We start from the raw sequence: 22,674 nt of genomic DNA, 5'->3' as shown, positions 1-22,674 counted from the left end.
GCATCACCCTGCTGCGAATAAGGGCTTGAGTATCCAATTCAATGATTAAATTTTTGTCAGGTTTACACGGTTAATAGTGACAACGGCATTTACCTTGAATAAGGTAGTTTAGCCTTGATAAATTCGCCTTTAGCCCCCAATAAACAAACAGTGATTCGTACCTAATTAGATTAATTAGCCGTGCGCCTTTTTATCAAATAAAGGACGTGGGTTATTTTTACTCAGTACACGTTATTAAGGAATGTTAAATGAAAAGCAAGTCGGATATCGGTTTAGTCGGTTTAGCCGTAATGGGTGAGAATTTGATCCTTAACATGGAATCAAAAGGGTTCACGGTAACAGCCTATAACAGAAGTTATTCAAAAGTTGAAAAATTCATCGAAGGCCGCGCTAAAGGAAAAAATATCCGCGGTGCCGACAGTGTAAAAACATTGGTGGAGTCATTAGCAACACCACGTAAAGTGATGTTGATGGTAAAAGCAGGGCAGGCGGTAGATGACTTCATCGAGCAGCTCATTCCTTTTCTTGATCAAGGTGACATTATAATTGACGGGGGAAATACTCATTTTCCTGATTCAAACCGCAGAACCGAGTATTTAGAAAGCAAAGGTTTATTATATATCGGCACCGGCGTATCTGGTGGTGAAGAAGGAGCATTAAAAGGCCCTTCAATCATGCTTGGCGGTTCCAAAAAAGCTTGGCCTTTAGTTAAAGACATTTTTCAGTCTATTTCTGCCAAAGTAGCCGATGAAAATGGTAATGAAGTCGTTCCTTGCTGTGATTGGGTAGGTGACGCAGGCGCTGGTCACTTTGTAAAAATGGTGCACAACGGTATCGAATACGGCGACATGCAATTGATTTGTGAAGCCTATCAGTTAATGAAGGTTGTACTTGGTTTAAACGCTGATGAAATCCAAAAAGTATTTGCTCATTGGAACACCACTGAATTAGACAGCTACCTTATTGATATCACCAAAGACATCTTTGCTTTTAAAGATGAAGACGGCGAACCATTGGTAGAAAAGATCCTTGATACCGCAGGACAAAAAGGCACTGGTAAATGGACAGGCGTAACTGCCTTAGATTTGGGTGTGCCGTTAACCCTTATTGCCGATTCAGTATTCGCTCGTTGTATTTCAGCGAAGAAAGAACAGCGCGTAGCTGCTTCTAAAGTTATTTCTGGACCTGAAATCCATTTCGATGGGGATAAAGCCGAGTTTATCGAAAACCTTCGTCAAGCCGTCTTAGCTGCAAAAATTGTATCTTACGCTCAGGGTTATATGTTGATGCAAGAAGCCGCTAAAGAATTCAATTGGGAATTAAACTACGGCGGTATTGCGCTGATGTGGCGGGGTGGTTGTATCATACGCTCTGCGTTCTTAGGCAAGATAAAAGAAGCCTACGATGCGGATCCTAAGCTCGAAAACCTGCTGCTTACCCCGTATTTTAAAGATACGGTTGAATCATCACAGGCAGGATGGAGAAAAGTAGTCGGCACTGCGGTAACTAACGGTATTGCAATCCCATGTTTAAGCTCTGCTTTGACGTATTTTGATGGCTTTAGAACGGCAAGATTACCCGCTAATTTGTTACAAGCGCAGCGTGATTACTTTGGCGCGCATACCTACGAACGTACCGACAAACCAAGAGGGGAATTCTTCCACACAAATTGGACCGGTCGAGGTGGCGATACTTCATCAACCACTTACGACGTTTAGTCGCTAATTATTGATATGGGTTTAAGGGCAGGGGACAAACTGCCCTTAAACTTTGTTTAATCATAATATTACAAACTCCGTTCACAGGATTCATTGGCTACCAAGTTATATTTAGTCGCTGTCAAAACAGATGACACGGCCCCAACAACCAACCCCGCATAAGTATTTACCCAATTAATCGCACTGCATACTCATTAAAAAACACAGATAAAAAAATTGTGCTCATTATTCTGAGTCGTTCATATAGCCGTATAACGCTAATTATATGGGTATGAGTCGTCTGTGATATACGCCAACGCTATCGACCAATAGCCTATATACCGAAAACACACTGTCGTAGCGATAATTGGCACAAAGATGATAATATGACTTTTTTAACGATGGAAATAAGCTTTTGCTAGTTAATTTGCGTCTAATTTTACAAATAAACCAGTGGTTTATTTGTGTCAGTGAATAAGCTTTTAACCTAACTAAACACTAAGATAAGGCCTGCATTTGACATCCATTTCCATAGGTTCATTCGCGCTTCCAATATCGCCACTCATTCTTCTTTTTAGCTTGATTGTCGGGCTCATAGTCATCGCCATCTTGGGAAGAAAGCAAAGTATATCAGTAGGTGACTCGCTCGTTAGTATCGTGATCTACAGCTTGATTGTAGGACGACTGGTGTTTGTCATGCGCTTCTTTGAAAGCTACGACTCTGTGTGGCAAATTCTTGATATTAGAGACCGAGGATTCGATGCATTTTCCAGTTTTATCGCGGGACTAATATTTCTCATTATTCAATTGCAACGTAAACCGCAACAGCGAAAAATTCTTATTTGCGGAGCGGCAACGACTGTGTTGCTGTTTACCATTACTCAAGCGATAGTCAATGCAGGTAACAAGCAATCGTCTTTGCCTAACTTAAACTTTTCAACCCCCCAAGGTAGTAGCGTTAACTTACATCATGTTGCCAGTCAAAATGTAACTATCGTTAATCTTTGGGCGTCTTGGTGCGGCCCATGTAGACGTGAAATGCCGGTATTTTCACAGGCAGAAGAACGTTTTCCTGAGGTTGAATTTATTATGTTAAATCAACGAGAACCAGCAGCAACGGTGAATCAATTTTTAGCGCAAATGCACCTAACGTTTAACTACGTGTTATTAGATACGCAAGGTGATGTAGCCACAATGATGGGCGCTCACGGGTTACCCATGACATTGTTTTATGACAAACACGGTAATATGGTGTCGAGCCATTTTGGTGAGGTTTCGCCAGCAAGCTTGCAAGCTGCCATAGAAGAACTTATTGAGAATTAGCGTTATCGGTAAAACAAGTTTTAAGTGCTATTCGAAAACAAGAAGAATTTTCATATCACGAGACTAATTTATTAGAACGCTTTTATTAGAACACTTTTATTAGAACACAATCGGACAGCTAGAAGTCACTAGCGTTACTGTGAATTGACCGAGTTTGAAAGCCGATTCCAAAACACTGTGAGTCCCTAAAAGTTATAGAAAGTAATAGTGAGCTTCAAATGAGCTCAAATGCCCACACAGATAATAATACTAATATTCGTATAATGTATATTATGTTAAATTAACTATATTGATGAATTATTACCTCTGCTTATCTTGCTGAGGAACTATCAATTGCCCTTCAACGACTGCATATCTAAATATTATCATCCTGCCTTCATATTTAACGTAAACGTTCTTGGGGTTTAGATTGTTACCTATAAGCATATCGCTCAGATACTTAAATGGCTTGATGAAGCTTGAATTAGGAAAAGTCACTGGGGCCTGATACTTCACGCGTTATTGAAATGGCTTGGGCGGATCGTACGCCTTTATTCATAAACATCTCTGTTTGAAGTGACATTGTCACCGTTAAAAGTGTCTAGTAAAGTATGGAAAGTCCACAATCTTGCTATGACAAAAACGTATTGATTGACGAAAACTGTGTATTTACAAATTAAAAATGACCCTTTTTATACTCTCTTCCTGTGTTCATAAATTGCCCGCCCCCCTGATTATATTGGTCTGTAAGGCTGCTCTGTACTAAAGCACTATCTAAAATACTTTGTTTAGTAGCGGAATGCCCCTTAAGCTCATCTCCGCTTACTATTCTCAAACATTCAAGCAATGAGGTGAAGTACCGCAAAAGCAACAGGACTAAGCCTAGATAACAAAAACAATAATATAGGAGAAGTGCACAATGCAAAGAAACACACGCTTTAAAAAAAGGCTAATCGCATTAGTCGTAGCCAGCGCACTGCCAGCGGCAATGGCACAACAAGTCAACACTGACAAAAACGCGCAAGATTTTGAACAAATACGCATTACTGGTAGCTATGTGAAAGGCTCAGATACTGCCAAGGCGAATCCAGTTTCTATCTTTGACGCCAATGATATTAAGAACCTAGGGGGAGCTGATATAAATGACATCGTCAGTCAGATTTCTGTCAGTAGTGGTGCAGAAAACCGCCCTGATACGTTCACTAGTTTTTACAGCCAAGGTACATCTAATGTCAATTTAAGAGGCCTTGGCTTGTCATCCACTCTTGTTTTGATAAACGGAAAAAGACAAACCATCAGCGGTGCTAAAGCGCAGGACGGCAGCGTATTTGTCGACACGGGCTCGATCCCCGCTATTGCACTGCAACGGGTTGATATTCTTAAAGAAGGTGCTGCCGCAACTTACGGTTCAGATGCCGTCGCCGGCGTGGTCAACTTCGTTACACGCACCAGTTTTGACGGCTTTAAAGTGGAAGGCTCTTGGCAAACTACGACCAATGACAGCCAAAAAGACCTCAACCTTAGCTTTATTGGCGGCATAGATGTCAATAACGATACCCACATGGTTCTTGCCGGTACCATGCTTCGTCGTGGTACGTTAAATTCTCGCGAGCGACCAGAGCTGGTAAACCGCGCCATCAGTAGCTTAGGTACAAGTTTTATCGTACCTAACCCAGTGACGGTAGAATCCGGTCCCTATGCTGGTACTTACACGGCTGGTGAAAACGTCGCAAACCCCAATTGCGAAGCTGTTGGCGGTATTAGATTAGCTCAAGTCAATGGTGAACGTTGTGGATATCAATATGGTTTGCATTACAACGTGGTTAATGAAGAAGAACGTGAGCAACTTTATTTTGGCATGTCTAGTGAGCTAGAGAGCATGACCTTTAAGCTAACATCCATGTATACAGATTATGATGTATTAGATAACTACACTGTACCTTCATACCCAAATTTGACCTTTCCCACTATTCCCGCTAGCCATCCTAATAATCCATTTGAACAAGGGGTAGTTTGGTTGGGAAGGCCCTATCCTTTGTTGGCAAGGGAAACTACCCTACCCGCGCCTAGGGCTAACAATACATTTAGAGTTGAAGGTAGCTTGAATGGTGATTTTAGTAATGAGTGGGGTTGGTTAACATCGTTAGCTTATAGCACCAATGAATATGAGATCACCCAACCCGACCTATCACCCTCTAAATTAGATTTAGCGACATTGGGACAAGGAGGGATCAGTGGCGACTTACTCTATAACCCTTTTGACCCACTAGCCGAAGATAACCTGCTGATACGTGATTGGGCGAGCACTGCATTTTCTTCTAAAACCACCACAGGATTGATTGTGTGGGACGGCGTTATAAACGGTGATTGGTTCTCAACGGATGCAGGCACTGCTAGTTTTGCGGTAGGTAGCCAAATCCGCAGTGAAAGCTATGAAGTCGATCCCGATGACGTTTCTACTTTAAACTACGATGCTCAGGGCAATCCTCTTGGCAATGACTTTCTATTTTTAGGTGGTGTGAATAGCGTAGATGAGTCTCGGTCTACATACGCCGTGTTTGCTGAAACCGAAATCCCTTTGGCTGAAGGACTCGATCTCAATGGCGCATTACGTTATGAAGTTTTAGATAGCGCGAATAGTTTAGATCCCAAGTTGTCCTTGCGTTATAAGGCCGCGGAACACTTTATAGTGCGAGCTTCAGTCAGTACATCCTTCAGAGAGCCGTCATTGGCACAATTTCATGCGCAAAATGTGAATACCAAAGGGGTACAGGATTTCATTCTGGACGCCGAAGGTAATTTTATTTTAGACAGTAATGGTAAACCCGCTCCACGAGGCGGCACACTGTTTATCCGCGAGACACAAAACGGCAGCCTGACACTTGAGCCAGAGCAGGCAACCAACTATAACGTTGGGCTGGTATGGAATAGCAACTCACTGCAAACGCGCTTAGATTTTTGGCAAGTTGATTACAAAGACGTGATCACGTTAGAAGACGCTAATGGTAAGTTATTGGCGGATCCTGATGGAGCGGACATAGTGCGTTTAGTACCAGGGGATCCAACTAGCGAATTAACTGGGATCATCACCAATTATTTTAATGCCGAGACCATAGACGCCAGCGGGATTGATTTCGAAGCGGCCTACAGCTGGGGACTAGATAGTGGAGAAGTCGAATTAAAAGCAAATGTTGCGCACATTCTCAATTATGACATCCCTATCAACGGGGTAAAAACCGATGTGTCAGGTTTATTCAACCATAACAATTTCGCGCGCTCCATGCCTGAAACTAAGGGTAATTTATCCGCCCAATGGAAAAATGATCAACACAGTGTTTATGCTCGACTGAATTATGTGTCCAGTTATACTAATACGCGTGTCGTACCAGCCTCAACTGGCTTAACAGATAAAATAGACGCCTTTATGACTGTCGATATGCAGTATCGGTATCTTGCAGAACTGGGCGATGATCAAGCGGAAGTTACCTTTGGGGTAATAAACATGTTTGATGAAGCTCCACCGGAAGTTTATGATGCTGCTAACTTCAGCTATGATCCAAAACATCATGATCCTCGTGGTCGTTTAGTATACGTTAGAGCCGCTTACACATTCTAAGCACGCCCTTAACCGTATACCTAATAAGGCTGATTAGTCAGCCTTATTAGGTAAATGTCCGATGCTAACTGTCATCGGACATTTTTAAGCTTATCTTATCCATTTTCTTGTATTAAATTTGAACATAGTGCTTTTTCAATACCACCTTATGCCATACAACGCCTTTCTGCTTGCGACGAATACGCCCATTTATCCTGCGTTGACTGTACAAGTTATTATTAATATCGTATATTCGCGAATAACGATATTAACTGATGTTTTTAATCAAATATGACTACAGATGTATATGTTCAAGCACTCATTGGTGGTGCCCTAATTGGTTTTTCCGCGTTCGCACTTATGCTGTTTAATGGCCGCGTAGCGGGGATTTCAGGTATTACCTTCTCTGCATTTTCGTCATCAGCTGTAAATAATCGTTGGCGCTGGTACTTTCTAGCAGGCTTAGCAATCGCCCCACTTTTAACAAGCGCTTTTGGTTATTCTTTGCCTGAATCTTTAACCACTGTGCTTGATACAAAATCAGGGGCTTTTGGGCAAAATGAACTCATTATGGTGCTTGGTGGTTTACTCGTTGGGTTTGGCACCCAGCTAGGTTCAGGATGTACCAGCGGTCATGGAATATGTGGCATTAGCCGATTTTCAACACGCTCTATAATAGCGACAGCATTTTTTATGCTCAGCGCAATCCTAACGGTTGCAGTCACTAGACACATTTTGGACTTATCGATATGAGTCGCGCTTTCACTGCCAATAATATAACCGCACTGATTTCAGGGCTACTTTTTGGTGCGGGCTTAACGGTTTCGACTATGGTTGATCCCGCGCGAGTCCTTGGCTTTCTCGATGTTTTAGGTGACTGGGATCCCGCGTTAGCCTTTGTGATGCTTGGCGGTATCGCGGTATATATGCCGCTGTATTGGGTGCTTGTTCGCAACAAAAATAAGGCACTGCTCGGTGACTATTTTCATCTACCCACTAAGCGTAAAATTGATAAACCTTTGTTATTCGGGGCAAGTATTTTTGGTATAGGTTGGGGATTAACTGGAATTTGCCCTGGCCCGGGCATTACCAATCTAAGTAGCGGTAATCTGGGCATTATTGCTTTCCTACTGTCAATGCTAATTGGTATGCTATTGGCATCTAAATATAAAAGTAAAACCGTTGAAAATGCCAATGACACCTGAGGACATGCACGATAACGCAGATAAAGCAGCCGCCCTATTAAAGGCAATGGCTAATCCGCATAGACTGCTATTATTGTGTTTATTAAATGATGGTGAAATGTCAGTGTCTGAGCTTAATCAACAAGTGACTATTCCCCAATCGAGTTTGTCACAACATCTTGCTGCCTTGAGACGAGAGAATTTAGTGCTCACAAGACGCGATGCACAAACCATTTTCTATACCCTCGCCAGTGCAGAAGTAAAAGCGATTATTACTACACTCTATGATTTGTATTGTGTGCCACATGATTGAAGCACAAGCGCTGAAACTTTGAATTTATTCATCACTTGCGTGGTACGCAGATAACGTCCACTTAGTGACTTTCTCTTTGACTATATCTTCATTAACAGGCTTGGTTAAATAGTCACTCATGCCAGCACTTAGGCACTTATTTCGCTCGCCTAGCATGGCATTGGCCGTCATAGCAATAATGGGAATATCCTTGTATATCTCCCCTGCTTCGCCTTTTCGAATACGTTGACTTGCTTCATAGCCATTCATTATGGGCATCTGGCAGTCCATTACCACACAGTGGATTGGCTCATCTCTACGCTGTGCTAAGGTTAATTGTTGCAACGCTTCTTTACCGTTCATCGCTTGAAAAAGCGTAATCGGCAAATCAGCTAATATGCCCTTAGCAACCTCAATGTTAATCTCATTGTCATCAACCACTAATACTCTAGCACCCTTTATTTTATCGATATCAGGGTGTTGATGTTCAGGCGTCACACGAGCGTTGCCAACAACACTTTCTAGGTTCATTTCATCCGTTTCACTATCTTCACCGGGGTTTAGCGTAGCCACTTTTTGAATAAACTCTGAGCGTAAAATAGGTTTGGTGAGTACAGTCGGGCGAATATTTTCTAGCCAAGCTGTGGGTTCACCATCGCGTTTAAGCAAGACGACTTTGGCCGCACCATTGTTGATTGAAATGGTGTTTTTCCATGCTCCGTCTAGTCTAAGTAAGAACGGGTGCTGTTGATCCACCACGATATAATCAGGGAGTTGTTGGTTTTCTAACGTCGCAATTTCTTTTTCACCCGCAACCATGCTGGCAAACGCCTCCGGTGCCAAAATATGGCCTCCTAATGCTTCAATCATACGACATGTACTGCGGTACAATTCACCGTGCTCAATTAACACCACAGTGCTGGTATTGATTAATTGAGGAATCGCTTTGGCCACTTTACATTGGTTAATATCAGAACTTATCGAAAAGTAAAAAACACTACCTTGGTTTTTCTCTGACTCAAAACTCACTTCACCTTTTAATAGCGTCACTAACTGACGGCATATCGATAGACCTAGCCCTGTACCGCCATGCTTTGACGCAACACTGCTGTCTTCTTGGGAGAACGCAGTGAACAATTTATCTTGATTTTCTTTTGCTATGCCCTCGCCTGAATCTGCAATCGCGCAATGCAAAACAAGTTTCTCATCGCTGGTCAATTCAGTATGCGCAATTACTTTTATGTACCCAGTTTCGGTAAATTTGATCGCGTTGTTAATCAGGTTTGTCATGATTTGTGAGAATCTATGTGGATCGCTGACCATTGATTGACACTCTAGGCCAGACACATCGACGATAAACTCCAGGCCTTTTTCCTGGGCTTTGACTGCCATGCTGCCACATAAGCTTTCAATTAAATTGGTGGGGTTGAACGACTTAAAGTCTAAGTCGAGTTTACCCGCTTCAATCTTAGACAAATCAAGTACATCATTCACCAAAGCAGACAAAGAGCTCACGCTGACTTCCGTCATTTCGATGTAGCGCATCTGATTTTCGCTTAATGACTCACGTTTAACCAAATTCAATGTACCAATTATGCCATTCAGGGGGGTACGCATTTCATGACTAATGTTGGAAATAAAAGCGCTTTTCACCCGGCTGGCTTTTTGTAGTTCTAAGGTTCGGCTTGCGACTTTTTCCTCTAATTCAGTGTTTGCTTGCTTAATTTTTTCCTCGGCGATGCGCTCGATAGTGACATTTCGCGCGATAATCGCCACGCCTTTGACGTCACCATCTTCATTCGCGATCCCAGAGAAAGACAAGGATAAGTGCAACCATTCTTTTTGCTTGGTTTCGATTTGGGTCTCTGCATGCTGTTGGCTGTTACGTTCGCTTAGCTGCTCAAAAATGTCACCGAGTTGAATATCGTCAAATAAGCCTAAATTCTTCAGTGTTTTACCTGTGACATATTGCTCGTTCATGCCAAGTAGTGATTCAGCTGCATTATTCCAACTGGTGACTTCGCCGGTAACGTTCACACTGATGATGGCATCTTGTGAGGCGTTTACAATCGCCGCCGATTGCGCTCGTTCATCCGCTAATTGCTGACTTTTTTTGACACTTCGGTTAAAGAAGCTCAACACAATGAGCATAATAGCTGTCACCGAAAATAAGAATGCGTAAACACTGGTACGCCGACTCATTTCTATATCGTGAATATAACTTTCTGGCACCATAAGGTGGGCCCAAAGAAATCCACTTTCTATATCCCCTGCCACTACTACTTTTTGACTTAATGCGTAATAGGACTGTCCCGACTGTGCCTGATAAGTGATTTGGGTAAAATGCCGCGATAGAGTGTCTGTGGTATTGAAGATCGTACCCCATTTATGTTCAGGCGAAAGATCTCGGCTATATTTGTAATCACCATCAGGCGTGATCAAAAAGTAACCTTCACTGTCGGTCATGATCAATACGTTGGGGTATTCAGGTATATTTTCTAGGGAATTAAATAGCTGCTGCGCATTTATATTAACAATGAGAAAGCCAAAGCGTGTGCCATTATCATCAAAAATCGGTAGTGATAAACGCAACATAGGGCGATACGGAAAATCCAATTTTCCAAACTCACGGTTTAGAGATATACGAGACATATAGATTTGCCCTGCAGAGAGCGTTGAGCTCGCACTGAAATAATCGCTTTTACCTTTACTTTGCAAATGATTCTGAGAAACAACTTCAATTTTGCCATCGACTCGGTCGACCCTGACCAGTTCCATACCGCCGACATCAGCACTGATCACTCTTAGTTGGTCATATTCAGTATTACTTTGTAAAAATGCAGCAAAAATAGTTTCCAAACGGCTGCGCCACTGCTCAGAGGATGTGCTGTCAAGAGGGTCGATTCCGCCGTTATTAACCGCTCGGGGCATACCAGTGACCGGTGGTGTGGCATGCAAAAATCGCAGGTCATGACGATAGTTATCAAGGCGCGCCTTCACTTGCTGGTTAATTTGTTCAGCGGTGCCAGATAGTGCACTTTTCACTTCACTGGTAACAGAGTGGCTCAGTTGGAATTCAAACACTGCGATAGTGCTACTAAAGATAATCAGGATGGAAATTAAAGTAAGCAGTAATACGTGTTTATGGAATTTGAACCCAGAACGAATTGAAGACATTGCCTGTTGCGCCATTAATAAGAACCTTTATATCCTGGGGAATCATCAACGAACACCTGTCGTTGTACTGGAGAATAGCGTATATACTTTAGTCGTATAACGCCAGAAAATTGGCTAGTAATCAAAGAATTAATAAAGCTTATTTATGGTTTCGGCCGCTATCAATATATCTTTATGATTTAGTATAGAGTTGCTACGTTGACGCTTTACATTATCACTCGGTCATGTATTAAGTGGTTAAAATTATTCACTTGCAATGGCCAAATCACGGATTTTCACTTGGTCAATTGACAAACTAAGCGATATTTAACGCATAAACTTGTTTTAACGCAATTAATCGGTATAAAAAACAGACTAAGATAAATGTTAAGCAACTACCGTTGCTTGGCAATAACAAGGAGAAGAGATTGAACGTTAAGCGTATTTTAGTGATTGCGGATCCCAAAGGCTCATCGCAAAAGGCACTGGCTCACGCTGCCTTAATGGCTGAGCAATTTAAGGCTAGATTACACATTGCTGGCTTTTGTTATGACCGATTATCCTTGCTCGATGACAACATGACAAAACCCGATATCGCGCTGGTCAAAGACAAAATTATGCAAGCCAACAGCACTTGGTTAGATGAAACTATTGCTACTCACTCGTTACCCAAAAACACCACAGACGAAATGGTATGGAGCAAAGACATTACTAGCTGGGTTACCAGCCATTGTGCAAAGAACAAATACGATTTGATCATCAAAACAGGCCATCGCAGTGAACATGCTTTTTTATGTACCCACAGATTGGCATCTTTTGCGCAGTGGTAGCGCGCCTTTACTGCTTGTTGCCGAAAAAAAATGGCGGAAAAAACAAGCTATAATGATCACATTAGACATGGCATCAAAAAAGAAAGCCAAACAAGCACTCAATCAAAAAGTCATTGAAACAGGTAAACGTCTCGCTGCGGAGAATAATATGCCATTGCATGTATGTTTTGCCTTAGCGCTTTCACCGATACTACAAGACCTAGGTATTATTGATAAAAGCAAAGCTTTAAAAGCAGCAAAACGCAAATATATTCCCAAGATTCAAGCTATGTTTGCTGACGATAATATTGACCAAGACAATATTCATATCAAAACTGGGTATGCGGATAAAGTGGTGCCCAGTGTTGCATCAGACATTGGCGCTGCGTTAGTAATAATGGGCAGTGTCGGCCGTAAGGGCTTGAAAGCAAAAATACTGGGCAATACAGCCGAAAGTGTTCTCACACTGCTAAAAACTGATGTAATGATCATACAACCCTAGCGACTTAGTGCATGCTGCCCACCTATTAAATACGGGTAAAATGTGTTGTGGTGCAGCATGCAAAGTAGTCATCATACCAAATAGGGCTCATCCGTTTTTTTGAATTGGTTAACACTGCGCCAAAACATAGGTATGACGGCACAAGCGAAAACTAAATTGGATAAAGGGACGGCTAACCATACGCCATCAATGCCCATATATTTAGGCAGTATCCATAGAAAAGGTAGTTGCACCAATACATTACCTAATGACACAAACAGCGCAGCCCCTCCCTTGCCTATCGCCACAAAATAGATGGCAACTAGAAAAAACAAACCGTCTAAGTAAAGCGTGAATAAATGTAGCTTCAAGCCATGAATGGCAATAAAAGTGAGTGCTTGGTCGTTAGTAAATAGACTAGTAAATATGTTTGGCAAAATGTTGATTACCAGCACCATCAACAGACCAGAACCGATAATAACGTAAGTAGCGATTTTCAAGGTACGCAGCGTATTATGATATTGCTTTGCACCTTGGTAATAGCTCACCGGTGGCTGCACACCGCCCGCTAATCCCTCAGCAAAAAAGTAATACAAGCTTGCTATGTAACCGACGATTGAAAAAGCTGCCACATGGTTAAGGCCACCGTATGACGTCAGTAATGTGTTATGCAGTGATAGCGTAAAACCAAAGTAAAGAAACATTACGAAACTTGAACTGCCAAGCTGCATTATTCTAAGGCATATATGCCGGTCGTACTGAACTAAGTTAATAGAAACGCTATCATTGCCCCTTAAAAAGTAACCAAGGCATAACAAACACGTAAGCAATTGTGCGATGACGGTAGCGATACCAGCGCCTCGTAAACCCATCTCGAAATGACCAATCAATGCGTAATCTAATACGATATTTAATAGTGCCCCGATGACTATAAACTGGGTGGCTAAAGTGGGTTTATTATCATTTCTAATCAGGATCGGCATCGCAGATGAGCCTATGGTAATAACGGCGGCATAAGACATAATCACTAGATAGTCACCACCAGGCGCATTTTTTCCTCCTTGCATATGTAACAGCATGTCCCCCATATCAGCAGTAGACCCGAGATAATCACGCCACTGATAATCATTAAATATAGCGCGGTGCTTAAAGTGCGGCTTACGGCTTGGGTGTTATTCTCACCTCTAAAATTCGATAACACACTGCCGCCGCCCATACCGACTAATAAGCCCAGACCAATAATCACAGACAACAAAGGCAAGGCAAGATTGATCCCCGCTAAGCCTTGTTCACCCACAAAGTAACCAACAAAAATTCCATCAATAATTTGATACACGCCGCTGACCAACATGGCGATAATCGATGGAATCGCAAAGCGCCAGAATGTACGCGCAACCTGCTTATTTTCCTGCGCAACAAGTGAACCTGACATAACGACCTCTCATGTAATAATTTTAGCCATTGTAGTCAGATAGTTGATAGTTAAAAGTTGATTAGTATCCGATAATCGGATAGATATAAGCCTTTAACGTTCAGGAGAGTCAGGTGAATTGGACACTAGATCAATTACAGGCATTTGTGACTGCCGCTCATTTAGGTTCGTTTTCCTCTGCCGCGCGTAAGTTAGGGAAAGCGCAATCTAGAATAAGCAGTGCGATAGCCAATTTAGAGATAGATTTGGGTTTTGAGTTATTTGATAGAAACCCCCGCTATCCTGTGCTCACTGAGCTTGGACAACAAATGCTACCGGAAGCCCAATTCGTGTTAGCACAATGCCAGCGCTTTGGCTCACGGGCACAGTTCGCCGCGGATCATGATCTTATATCCTTGCGCATTGCCATGGACGAAGCCGTGCCCATAGAGACAACCAGTACTATTTTCAGTCGGTTTGGCCAGCAGTTCCCGCAAATTAACTTGGTCATTACCAGCGGCTCTCGTGATGATGTGGCCAATGTGATTGCAAACGAGCAAGCTGATATTGGTTTGATGTTAAAAAGTACTGCACTGCCGATGGATGTAGAATTTAATTCATTAGGTTACTTTAAAAAAATCCTTATTTTTGGCAAAGGCCATCCACTGGCAAAACTTGCTTCGTTGTCGCGTACACAATTGCAAGCCCATCGACAATTGGTGCTGTGCAATCGTTCCGGTGAAGGGCGAGAGCAAGCCTTTAGTCCGAGTCATTGGTATATAGACAGTTATTACGTAATCTGTGATCTGGCTGTGCAAAATCAAGGCTGGGCAATGGTGCCAGAACACATAGCCGATTCAAATTGGTTTGCAAACCATATTCACGTCAGAGACTGCGCTCAGTTGTTTTCCAGTACCATGTTGGAAGTCGGCGTGGTAACACGTTGTGATAAGTCCATTGGCCACATTGAAAAGTGGTTTATCAGCCAATTAAAAGAATTAATCGTTAAATAGCGCCCTAGTGTAAAGGTCTGACATCGAATCAAGTCACACATCTTCAATGAAAAAGCGTTGGTAGCCTTGGCTTTTATCTTGCTCTAAACATTGAAGACAAAAAATATAAACTATCGATTGCTGGCAAGTGTCAGTGATGGGGCGTACTTTCATTTTCTCGCTCATGCCAGCTTGCCTTGCGGCTACTTGGCGCTGGTTTATGTAAAGAGCGGGACGTTCGATTAATTTTACGAAATGTACCATCAATATAATTTTCAATAGATTCGATGTCGGTGTGTAGATTATATCTATCGTGGAATGTTTTCATTGTGACTCTCCCTACCCTTTAAATTGATAATTTGTTGAGCTCTTTTCGAGCTTAATTTCATTAGAGCAAAGGATATGCCACTCAAACTGCAAGATTAAAAAAAGCTCCCGCCCTTGTAAATTAAAGGACAGGGGCTCATGAGATATTAAGACGTAAAAGATGTTTCAATCTGATGCGGAAAAACCCACCTAATCAGGTGAAATATTTACACGTCACTAAATCATAATTGAGCAAGTATCACTCGACGATTAATTTGCCCTTATACATTTGCATCTGACAATGAAAATCATATTCACCGTGCTCAAGTGCAGGAAGAGCAATCTTATTATCCGGCCCCATCTTTAATTCATGGCTAATATCCAATTGGGGAAATATAACCATTTCAGCGCAGGGGGCTGAGTCTTGTCGATCAAAACGCAGTTTTACTTTTTCACCGGCGCTCACTTTGATATTGCCTGGTTGATACACACCGTTGTTAACTACGATGTTCACTTGGTTATTATTTGACGCGACCTGCCGAGGTTTGTATAACCAGAACCACCATATAATCGCGGCAATGAGTAATACACCTAATAGGTTGATTAACAGCATTTGTTGACTCCTTACTTGTTCGGTTATTAGTGATCTTGCGGCTTAAAGAAACGCAAGCGGTTGGCGTTGCTGACAACGGTTAAAGATGACATTGCCATCGCCGCTCCAGCGACAATTGGATTGAGCAAAATGCCAAAGAACGGAAATAACACCCCAGCAGCAATCGGAATACCTGCGATGTTATATACAAATGCGCCGACTAAATTTTGCTTGATGTTGGTGATGGTCGCTTGGCTTACTGCCAATGCATCCGCCAGTCCGTGCAGCGAACCACGCATTAAGGTGACATCGGCGCTTTCAATTGCGACATCGGTTCCGGTACCAATTGCAAAACCTACATCCGCCTGCGCCAGTGCTGGCGCGTCGTTAATGCCGTCGCCTGTCATACCCACTACCTCGCCGTTTTCTTGGCGTTTGATGACTTCGTTGACTTTATCCTGTGGCATAACTTGCGCGATGTAGTCGTCAATGCCTACGCGTTTTGCTACGGCTTTTGCCGTCGCTTCATTGTCGCCCGTCAGCATGACGAGGTGAATACCCTTGTCTTGAAGACGTTTTATTGCGTCGATTGAATCTGACTTAATTGGGTCGGCTACTGCAACCAGAGCACAAAATGTGTTTCCTTTCGCAAAGTACATAGGCGTTTTAGCATCACTGGCTAACGTCTGCGCCTTATCAACAGCAGGCGCTACATCAATATCAAATTGCGTCATCAATGCTTGGTTGCCAAACAATAACCGCTCACCATTTAACATCGCCGTTACGCCTTTCCCAGTAATGGCATCAAAATCACTAACTTGCTCAATCTGGTAAGACTGTTCTTTTGCATAGGCCACAATTGCTTCCGCTAAAGGGTGTTCTGAACCGTTTTCTAGGCTCGCTATCAAGGGCATAATTTGCTGCTGGTTCTGCTGATTAAACATCACGACATCCGTTACTTCGGGTTGTCCTTGGGTAATAGTGCCGGTTTTGTCCAAAATCATGGTGGTGATTTTAGACGCGGTTTGCAGGGCTTCACCATTTCTGATCAAAATACCGGCTTCTGCTGCCTTCCCAATCCCGACCATAACAGACATAGGTGTGGCTAACCCTAACGCGCAAGGACAGGCAATAATCAATACAGTTGTCACCGCAGCAATCGCGTAGGCGATAGATGGTTGAGGGCCAAAATTAAGCCAAGCCAGCCCAGCAATGACCGCTAAAATCATGACTATGGGCACGAAATATCCGGATATCACATCCGCTAATCGCCCGATAGAAGGCTTCGAATTTTGCGCACGCTTGACCATATTTATAATGTGCGACAAGGTCGTATCTTTGCCTACGTGCGTTGCCTCAAACAGCAAACTGCCCGTCTTGTTAATACTACCGGCGACCACTTTGTCATCAATATCTTTGCTTACTGGCATGGGCTCACCCGTTAACATGGATTCATCTATGCTACTTTTGCCATCGATTACCTTCCCATCAACGGGGATTTTTTCGCCGGGTCGCACTCGAACATGGTTGCCAAGTTGTACCAGCTCCACATCAATATCTTGCTCTTGCCCGTCTTTAACAACGCGAGCGGTTTTGGCTTGTAAGCCGATCAAACGCTTAATTGCTTCGGATGTGCGCCCTCTCGCTTTTACTTCGAAGGCCAATCCTAGATTGATTAAGCCAATAATCATGGCTGAGGCTTCAAAATAAACATGCCGCGCGACTTCCGGTAGCATATCAGGTGCGATGAGCACTAACATTGAATACGCCCAGGCTGTTCCTGTTCCTAATGCAATTAAGGTATCCATGTTAGCGGAATGATTTTTAAATGACTGCCAAGCACCAGTGTAAAAGTGTTTACCAGAACCGATCATCACGGCCAACGTGACTAGCCCAATAATTGACCAAACAATACGTTGCTCGGGCGTGTTTACACTCATGTCGCCGATGAACAGCCCGTACAGCATCAAAGGGACACCTAAGCCCAAAGCCATATACATATTGCGCATCAATACTTTATAATGCGCTGTATCAGCTTCGGCTTTTTCATCTAGCGCATCCTGCTCGGATTCACTGTTCATTGGCTTAGCACCGTAACCAATATCTTCAACTGCTTTGATTAACGTTTGACTCTTTACGTTGCCATCCACACTGACCGTGCGCTGAGCGAAATTCATCTCAACCTGTTCAACACCTGATACGCCGTTTAATGCTTTTTCAATTTTACCGACACAGCTAGCACAACTGGCTCCTTCGATGATGAAACTCTGACTTACATTACTGTTATTACGACTCATGACTTTCCTCCGCTATAGTGGTATCAACGATAGTGGTATCAACGATAGTGGTATCAACAAATGTTTCAATCAAACTACAGACCTGCTCGCTGCTGGCGCCGTTCGGGGCTGAATCCCACTGTTTAAGCGCAGATTGCATACGGTTACGTAGTTTTAATGTTTCTTGAAATAAGGCCTCGGTTTCAAGCAATCGCTGACTGATTAATTTTCGGGTCAGTGGACAAGGGCAATTACCCTGCTCTGATTCTTGAATAATATTTTGAATATCTTTTATCGAGAAACCCAACTGACGTGCACTTAAAATAAACCGTAAGCGTTTCTGATCCGCCGGACTATATTGGTGATAGCCATTGGAATCGCTGCTCATAGGGTTTAATAGCTTAACTCTGGTGTAATAACGCACCGTATCTGGGGTAACGGCCATCAATTTGGCGAGCTGCTTTACTAACATAAGGTGCTCCTCGTTTGGTGAATACTGTCAGTCACTTTATTAAATGAATACCATGATGTTAAACCTATGTCTTGCTCATAGGTCAAGTCTAAATCAATGTATTTGAAAATAATGTTGAATACACGCTAGCGAGGTAACCGCTGAGGTACTTTTTACGGGGCGTTATATGAAGCGCAACAAAGAATGCATGGAGACGTCCGGTATAGACATAAAAAAGGGTTAGGTCAATCAGTTGCGGGATGGCAAGTTCGTTATAATTAAAACCTAGCTACAGTACTGTCCTGACTCACTGAACTACGTGGGCGGGACAAATACATCTTGCTTATTGCCTAACTATATCGCTTTATTACGTCCAGTTTGCTTGGCTTTATATAAATGCTTATCCGCAATCGCAATTAAATCTGTCCCATAGTCTTGCTTAGCCTCAATAGTTGCTGTGCCTATACTGACCGTTAAATACTGATGAGGGGATAGTTTATGGGTTATTTTTAACGCTGCTATATTCTGCATAATTGACTCTGCAACATGCCGTGCACCTAACTTTCCTGTGTCTGGTAGTACGCATACAAATTCTTCACCGCCAAAACGCGCGACTATATCCGTTGGACGTTGCAGGGTTTTTTTTATGCTTAACGCAGTTTGCTTTAGCTGATCATCCGCAAATAAATGGCCATATTCGTCGTTAAATTGTTTGAAATAATCGATGTCGACCATTAATAGTGATAATGGTTGGTTGGAGCGTTTGGCCTGGGCCGTTTGCTGGATTAAATACTCATCAAGGTAACGTCGATTATAAACGCCGGTTAACCCGTCCAAATAGGCTAGTTTTTTCAACAAATCAGCTTGAAATTTCAGGGTCAAATGGGCATTAACCCGGTTCCTTAAGGGTAACGGGTTGACTGGTTTAACCATGTAGTCAATGCCCCCAGCTTGCCAACAGGCATTTTCTTCTTCAGATTTTTGCAAAGATGTAATAAATACAACCGGAATGTCGCTTATTTCAGGGGTGTTTTTGATAATTTTACAGGTCGTAAGCCCGTCTAATTCTGGCATGACGACATCCATCAAAATTAAATCAGGTGGGTCAGATAAACAAATGTCTAACGCTGCTTGCCCAGATTTGGCAAACCTCAAGTGGTAACAATCTCCCAGTACCTGATTAATAACCTGAATATTTATAGGTTGGTCATCGACCACCAAAATACGGGCATTCTCAAGGGAAACCTTAGTAAGCGTTGTCGCAGCTTGATTCAAAATACTACACTCCTCGATGTACACATTAATGCTCATTTTATATTGTTGTTAAGCAATTTGTGTTCCTGTTCTAGTAAATCGGCATCACATTGGCAGGTCATCACGTATTGTAACGTAACCAATAACCAGATTTATCTCATTCGATAATTTTAAACGTGTAATTATATCCCCACTTATCTCATGTCAGTGTTCACCTGTCATGATATTTTGTCGCACAAGGCCGCTACGTGATGAAAGTTATCCTATGATCCGTGTATAACGTCGTTTGCTCGATATTTTGATAGCAAAAACTGAAAAATTGTTCTTCATCAACACGCTTTGTATATGAATTGGTACACTATCGATTAATCTTAATTCATATGAACGCAAGGAACTGCGCAATGAAAATCGCATTTTTTAATAGCAAAGTGTATGACCGAGAATATTTCCTGCAAGAAAACACCCATCATCACCATGAATTTCGCTTTTATGAGCCACACCTCAATCATCAAACCGTCAACCTAGTTACGGATGAAACCGCCGTTTGTGTATTTATTAATGACTGCGTGGACGCCCAAGTACTCAATGTGCTAAAAGATAAAGGAGTAAAATTAATTGCCCTGCGCTCTGCTGGTTATAACCATGTTGATTTAGCAGCGGCGCAGCGCCTTGAGCTGCCTGTTGTGCGCGTACCGGCTTATTCCCCTTATGCAGTCGCAGAGCATGCGGTGGCATTGTTACTGACACTGAATAGGCGGATCCACCGTGCCCATAACAGGGTGCGAGAAGGTGATTTTTCACTGCATAACTTAATCGGTTTCGACTTGCATGGCAAAACGGTCGGCGTTATCGGCACGGGTAAAATCGGCCAAATTTTTAGCAAAATTATGCAAGGCTTTGGGTGTCGTGTTATTGCCTATGATGTGACGCCGGATCCAGATTGTGTCCAGTCAGGTGTTGAATACGTTTCTCTGACTGAACTGCTGACATTGAGTGATGTAATTTCACTGCATTGCCCGCTTAATGACGAGACTTTCCATCTTATTGATGAACGTGCGCTGGAGCTGATGAAGTCAAGCGTGACCCTAATCAACACGAGTCGCGGAAAACTGGTCGACACCAAAGCGGTCATAAACGCTCTTAAAGCACAACGAATAGGGCTGCTTGGCTTGGATGTGTACGAAGAAGAAGAGACATTGTTCTTTGAAGATTTTTCTTCTAGCGTTATACAAGACGATGTATTTTCTCGACTGCTCACCTTCCCTAACGTGTTAGTAACTTGCCATCAGGCGTTCTTTACTCAGGAGGCCATGGGAAAAATTGCTCATGTTACGTTGGAAAATATCAGTCAATTTGAACACAATGGAGTGATACAAAATGGTGTCGATTACCCAAGCTAAACTACGTGTCGCCGTATTAACTGGTGGTGGGGACTGCCCGGGTCTCAATGCCGCTATTCGCGGGGTGGCAAAAACATTAATGCTAACGGTTCAAGCTGAAATAATAGGCATTGAAGATGGTTTTTTGGGCTTTATTGAACGCCGTAGCCGAACGCTCAGTTATCAGGATTGCAGTGGTATTTTGTCCTTAGGCGGCACCCTAATTGGCACTCACAATCGGGCCAATCCGTTTGATTATCACGGCGAGGATTACTCATCTCGGGTCAAAGCCTATTATGATGAACTCGGTCTCGATGCGTTGGTGATTATCGGCGGTGACGGTACTTTAAGCATAGGATATGAGTTAACCAAGCTCGGCATGAATATAGTTGGCGTGCCTAAAACCATAGACAATGATTTGATGTGTACCGAACGCACCTTCGGTTTTGATACTGCGGTGAGTATTGTCACCGAAGCAATCGATCGATTGCGTACCACAGGTCAGTCCCATAAACGTATTATGATTGTCGAAACTATGGGCCGGAATGCCGGTTGGATTGCCCTGCACGCAGGCATTGCGGGCGGTGCAGACACCATATTAATACCTGAACATCCCTATCATATTGACCAGGTTGCCCAAGCTTGTCGTACTCGAATGGGTTCCCATCAGTTTTCCATTGTGGTCATCGCTGAAGGGGCAAAGCCCGCCGATGGCAACGTATGTGTGCGAGAAATATTAGATAATAGCCCTGAACCCCAGCGCTTAGGCGGGATCGGTGAGCAACTAAAACAACAGCTTTCTGTGCATTTAGATGCTGAAATCAGGGCCACCACGCTTGGCCATATTCAGCGCGGTGGCTCCCCTACTTCGTTTGATAGGATTTTCGCTACAAACTTGGGCAGTTATGCCGCCACGTTGGTGGCTAGCGGACAATTCAATCGTGCCGTGGTACAAAAAGGTAATCAGTTATCCCATGTGGCGTTGGCTTGTGTGGCAAACAAAACCCGCTTCATTCCTGACGATGATCCCACCTTGGGTACTGCTATTGCGATGGGTATATGCTTTGGTACCGAGCACCTTGCTTATCATAAATCAGTGGCTAGGAATGCGCCCGAATGATATCGCTTAATTCTCCGGTTATCACATACACTTTGTTATATCCAATTCGCATGAGTTGCTCCGCTGCCAGTTTCGCCCGTACAGCACTGGCACAGTGCAGATAGATGGGACTCGATTCATCGGACTGGTGCGCTAACATTTTCATTTCTAATAGCCCTCGTGGGAAGTTTAACGCACCAGGTACCGATGCCTCAGCATATTCACTGGGCTCACGAACATCGACCAACAGGCCGTTGTCTTGACGACGCTGAGACGCTGCCGCCTCGCAATCAAGACATAAAATATCTGGGTTAATCTCACTCATAAGTTGGGGGATAGTTTTAAGCATAGACTCCTCGAGCATTTGTGCAGTGATGTTCAATCTGAATGGGATATTA

20 protein-coding genes are annotated in these 22,674 nt (G+C 43.1%); 11 read left to right on the top strand and 9 right to left on the bottom strand.

Translation table 11 applies throughout. From position 1 onward, the window contains the following. Nucleotides 1–248 precede the first annotated feature (248 nt). The 6 genes from gnd (at nucleotide 249) to GPLA_RS09360 (ending at nucleotide 8,091) form a co-directional block, all read left to right on the top strand. A complete protein-coding gene (gene gnd, locus GPLA_RS09390; protein ID WP_007104647.1) occupies nucleotides 249–1,718 on the top strand; it encodes a decarboxylating NADP(+)-dependent phosphogluconate dehydrogenase in 1,470 nt (489 codons plus the stop codon). Between the two features lie 495 nt (nucleotides 1,719–2,213). Next, entirely contained in the window at nucleotides 2,214–3,020 is an 807-nt protein-coding gene (locus GPLA_RS09385; RefSeq protein WP_040514281.1) for a TlpA family protein disulfide reductase, read from the top strand. Nucleotides 3,021–3,918: 898 nt separating this feature from the next. After that, entirely contained in the window at nucleotides 3,919–6,615 is a 2,697-nt protein-coding gene (locus tag GPLA_RS09375; protein WP_007104645.1) for a TonB-dependent receptor domain-containing protein, read from the top strand. Nucleotides 6,616–6,885: 270 nt separating this feature from the next. Then, on the top strand, nucleotides 6,886–7,347 hold the full coding sequence (locus GPLA_RS09370; RefSeq protein WP_007104644.1) for a YeeE/YedE family protein: 462 nt from the start codon (nucleotides 6,886–6,888) through the stop codon (nucleotides 7,345–7,347). Next, entirely contained in the window at nucleotides 7,344–7,799 is a 456-nt protein-coding gene (locus GPLA_RS09365; protein ID WP_007104643.1) for a YeeE/YedE family protein, read from the top strand. Before GPLA_RS09370 ends, GPLA_RS09365 begins: the two co-directional genes overlap by 4 nt. Further along, a complete protein-coding gene (locus GPLA_RS09360) occupies nucleotides 7,789–8,091 on the top strand; it encodes an ArsR/SmtB family transcription factor (RefSeq protein ID WP_007104642.1) in 303 nt (100 codons plus the stop codon). Before GPLA_RS09365 ends, GPLA_RS09360 begins: the two co-directional genes overlap by 11 nt. A gap of 24 nt (nucleotides 8,092–8,115) precedes the next feature. On the opposite strand, the gene GPLA_RS09355 is transcribed toward GPLA_RS09360, so the two are convergent. Then, nucleotides 8,116–11,247, bottom strand: coding sequence for an ATP-binding protein (locus GPLA_RS09355; protein WP_226993082.1), 3,132 nt, complete (start codon nucleotides 11,245–11,247; stop codon nucleotides 8,116–8,118). Between the two features lie 407 nt (nucleotides 11,248–11,654). On the opposite strand from GPLA_RS09355, the gene GPLA_RS23960 reads away from it, so the two are divergent. Together GPLA_RS23960 and GPLA_RS23955 are read left to right on the top strand one after the other, a co-directional pair. Further along, nucleotides 11,655–12,056 carry a universal stress protein gene (locus tag GPLA_RS23960; RefSeq protein ID WP_226993081.1) on the top strand — a complete coding sequence of 134 codons (402 nt, stop codon included), beginning with the start codon at nucleotides 11,655–11,657 and terminating at the stop codon, nucleotides 12,054–12,056. Continuing rightward, nucleotides 12,010–12,537 (top strand): universal stress protein, encoded by a 528-nt coding sequence (locus GPLA_RS23955; RefSeq protein ID WP_226993085.1) that lies wholly within the window; start codon nucleotides 12,010–12,012, stop codon nucleotides 12,535–12,537. The genes GPLA_RS23960 and GPLA_RS23955 overlap by 47 nt, the downstream gene beginning before the upstream one ends. Nucleotides 12,538–12,608: 71 nt before the next feature. On the opposite strand, the gene GPLA_RS09345 is transcribed toward GPLA_RS23955, so the two are convergent. Then, the gene (locus GPLA_RS09345; RefSeq protein WP_226993080.1) at nucleotides 12,609–13,583 is read right to left on the bottom strand and encodes an MATE family efflux transporter; all 975 of its coding nucleotides are present in this window, start codon (nucleotides 13,581–13,583) and stop codon (nucleotides 12,609–12,611) included. Next, on the bottom strand, nucleotides 13,544–13,948 hold the full coding sequence (locus GPLA_RS23950; RefSeq protein WP_226993079.1) for an MATE family efflux transporter: 405 nt from the start codon (nucleotides 13,946–13,948) through the stop codon (nucleotides 13,544–13,546). Before GPLA_RS23950 ends, GPLA_RS09345 begins: the two co-directional genes overlap by 40 nt. A gap of 113 nt (nucleotides 13,949–14,061) precedes the next feature. Here GPLA_RS23950 and GPLA_RS09340 point away from each other — a divergent pair, with 113 nt between their 5' ends. After that, nucleotides 14,062–14,940, top strand: coding sequence for a LysR family transcriptional regulator (locus GPLA_RS09340; protein ID WP_007104640.1), 879 nt, complete (start codon nucleotides 14,062–14,064; stop codon nucleotides 14,938–14,940). 130 nt (nucleotides 14,941–15,070) lie between these two features. On the opposite strand, the gene GPLA_RS23700 is transcribed toward GPLA_RS09340, so the two are convergent. The 5 genes from GPLA_RS23700 to GPLA_RS09320 form a co-directional block, all read right to left on the bottom strand. After that, nucleotides 15,071–15,247, bottom strand: coding sequence for a hypothetical protein (locus GPLA_RS23700; protein ID WP_007104638.1), 177 nt, complete (start codon nucleotides 15,245–15,247; stop codon nucleotides 15,071–15,073). A 237-nt stretch (nucleotides 15,248–15,484) separates the two neighbouring features. Continuing rightward, nucleotides 15,485–15,838 carry a cupredoxin domain-containing protein gene (locus GPLA_RS09335; protein ID WP_007104637.1) on the bottom strand — a complete coding sequence of 118 codons (354 nt, stop codon included), beginning with the start codon at nucleotides 15,836–15,838 and terminating at the stop codon, nucleotides 15,485–15,487. A 26-nt stretch (nucleotides 15,839–15,864) separates the two neighbouring features. Beyond that, nucleotides 15,865–18,114, bottom strand: a complete 2,250-nt coding sequence (locus GPLA_RS09330; RefSeq protein ID WP_007104636.1) for a heavy metal translocating P-type ATPase — start codon at nucleotides 18,112–18,114, stop codon at nucleotides 15,865–15,867. Continuing rightward, on the bottom strand, nucleotides 18,104–18,565 hold the full coding sequence (locus GPLA_RS09325) for a MerR family transcriptional regulator (protein ID WP_007104635.1): 462 nt from the start codon (nucleotides 18,563–18,565) through the stop codon (nucleotides 18,104–18,106). The genes GPLA_RS09330 and GPLA_RS09325 overlap by 11 nt, the downstream gene beginning before the upstream one ends. A 333-nt stretch (nucleotides 18,566–18,898) precedes the next feature. Continuing rightward, the gene (locus GPLA_RS09320) at nucleotides 18,899–19,819 is read right to left on the bottom strand and encodes a diguanylate cyclase (protein WP_007104634.1); all 921 of its coding nucleotides are present in this window, start codon (nucleotides 19,817–19,819) and stop codon (nucleotides 18,899–18,901) included. A 380-nt stretch (nucleotides 19,820–20,199) separates the two neighbouring features. On the opposite strand from GPLA_RS09320, the gene GPLA_RS09315 reads away from it, so the two are divergent. Both GPLA_RS09315 and GPLA_RS09310 read left to right on the top strand, forming a co-directional pair. After that, nucleotides 20,200–21,198: a 2-hydroxyacid dehydrogenase gene (locus tag GPLA_RS09315; protein ID WP_007104633.1), complete on the top strand. Its 999-nt coding sequence runs from the start codon at nucleotides 20,200–20,202 to the stop codon at nucleotides 21,196–21,198. Beyond that, nucleotides 21,176–22,297, top strand: coding sequence for a 6-phosphofructokinase (locus tag GPLA_RS09310; RefSeq protein WP_007104632.1), 1,122 nt, complete (start codon nucleotides 21,176–21,178; stop codon nucleotides 22,295–22,297). Before GPLA_RS09315 ends, GPLA_RS09310 begins: the two co-directional genes overlap by 23 nt. On the opposite strand, the gene GPLA_RS09305 is transcribed toward GPLA_RS09310, so the two are convergent. Continuing rightward, the gene (locus tag GPLA_RS09305; RefSeq protein ID WP_007104631.1) at nucleotides 22,278–22,625 is read right to left on the bottom strand and encodes a rhodanese-like domain-containing protein; all 348 of its coding nucleotides are present in this window, start codon (nucleotides 22,623–22,625) and stop codon (nucleotides 22,278–22,280) included. The two genes, GPLA_RS09310 and GPLA_RS09305, sit on opposite strands and share 20 nt — an antisense overlap. Between the last annotated feature and the right edge of the window lie 49 nt (nucleotides 22,626–22,674).

The sequence above is a fragment of the Paraglaciecola polaris LMG 21857 genome, from assembly GCF_000315055.1.
Classification (GTDB): Bacteria; Pseudomonadota; Gammaproteobacteria; order Enterobacterales; family Alteromonadaceae; genus Paraglaciecola; species Paraglaciecola polaris.
The sequence above is the reverse complement of the archived record's forward strand: the minus strand, read 5'-3'. Positions and strand labels throughout refer to the sequence as shown.

What these genes read in the sequence shown, in the direction of transcription:
- GPLA_RS09345 (WP_226993080.1), bottom strand. Translation starts at nt 13,583, where the DNA reads ATGCAAGGAGGAAAAAATGCGCCTGGTGGTGACTATCTAGTGATTATG.
- GPLA_RS09375 (WP_007104645.1), top strand. Translation starts at nt 3,919, where the DNA reads ATGCAAAGAAACACACGCTTTAAAAAAAGGCTAATCGCATTAGTCGTA.
- GPLA_RS09330 (WP_007104636.1), bottom strand. Translation starts at nt 18,114, where the DNA reads ATGAGTCGTAATAACAGTAATGTAAGTCAGAGTTTCATCATCGAAGGA.
- GPLA_RS09305 (WP_007104631.1), bottom strand. Translation starts at nt 22,625, where the DNA reads ATGCTTAAAACTATCCCCCAACTTATGAGTGAGATTAACCCAGATATT.
- GPLA_RS09315 (WP_007104633.1), top strand. Translation starts at nt 20,200, where the DNA reads ATGAAAATCGCATTTTTTAATAGCAAAGTGTATGACCGAGAATATTTC.
- GPLA_RS09365 (WP_007104643.1), top strand. Translation starts at nt 7,344, where the DNA reads ATGAGTCGCGCTTTCACTGCCAATAATATAACCGCACTGATTTCAGGG.
- GPLA_RS09370 (WP_007104644.1), top strand. Translation starts at nt 6,886, where the DNA reads ATGACTACAGATGTATATGTTCAAGCACTCATTGGTGGTGCCCTAATT.
- GPLA_RS09325 (WP_007104635.1), bottom strand. Translation starts at nt 18,565, where the DNA reads ATGTTAGTAAAGCAGCTCGCCAAATTGATGGCCGTTACCCCAGATACG.
- gnd (WP_007104647.1), top strand. Translation starts at nt 249, where the DNA reads ATGAAAAGCAAGTCGGATATCGGTTTAGTCGGTTTAGCCGTAATGGGT.
- GPLA_RS09310 (WP_007104632.1), top strand. Translation starts at nt 21,176, where the DNA reads ATGGTGTCGATTACCCAAGCTAAACTACGTGTCGCCGTATTAACTGGT.
- GPLA_RS23700 (WP_007104638.1), bottom strand. Translation starts at nt 15,247, where the DNA reads ATGAAAACATTCCACGATAGATATAATCTACACACCGACATCGAATCT.
- GPLA_RS23950 (WP_226993079.1), bottom strand. Translation starts at nt 13,948, where the DNA reads ATGTCAGGTTCACTTGTTGCGCAGGAAAATAAGCAGGTTGCGCGTACA.
- GPLA_RS09335 (WP_007104637.1), bottom strand. Translation starts at nt 15,838, where the DNA reads ATGCTGTTAATCAACCTATTAGGTGTATTACTCATTGCCGCGATTATA.
- GPLA_RS23955 (WP_226993085.1), top strand. Translation starts at nt 12,010, where the DNA reads ATGCTTTTTTATGTACCCACAGATTGGCATCTTTTGCGCAGTGGTAGC.
- GPLA_RS09355 (WP_226993082.1), bottom strand. Translation starts at nt 11,247, where the DNA reads ATGTCTTCAATTCGTTCTGGGTTCAAATTCCATAAACACGTATTACTG.
- GPLA_RS09360 (WP_007104642.1), top strand. Translation starts at nt 7,789, where the DNA reads ATGACACCTGAGGACATGCACGATAACGCAGATAAAGCAGCCGCCCTA.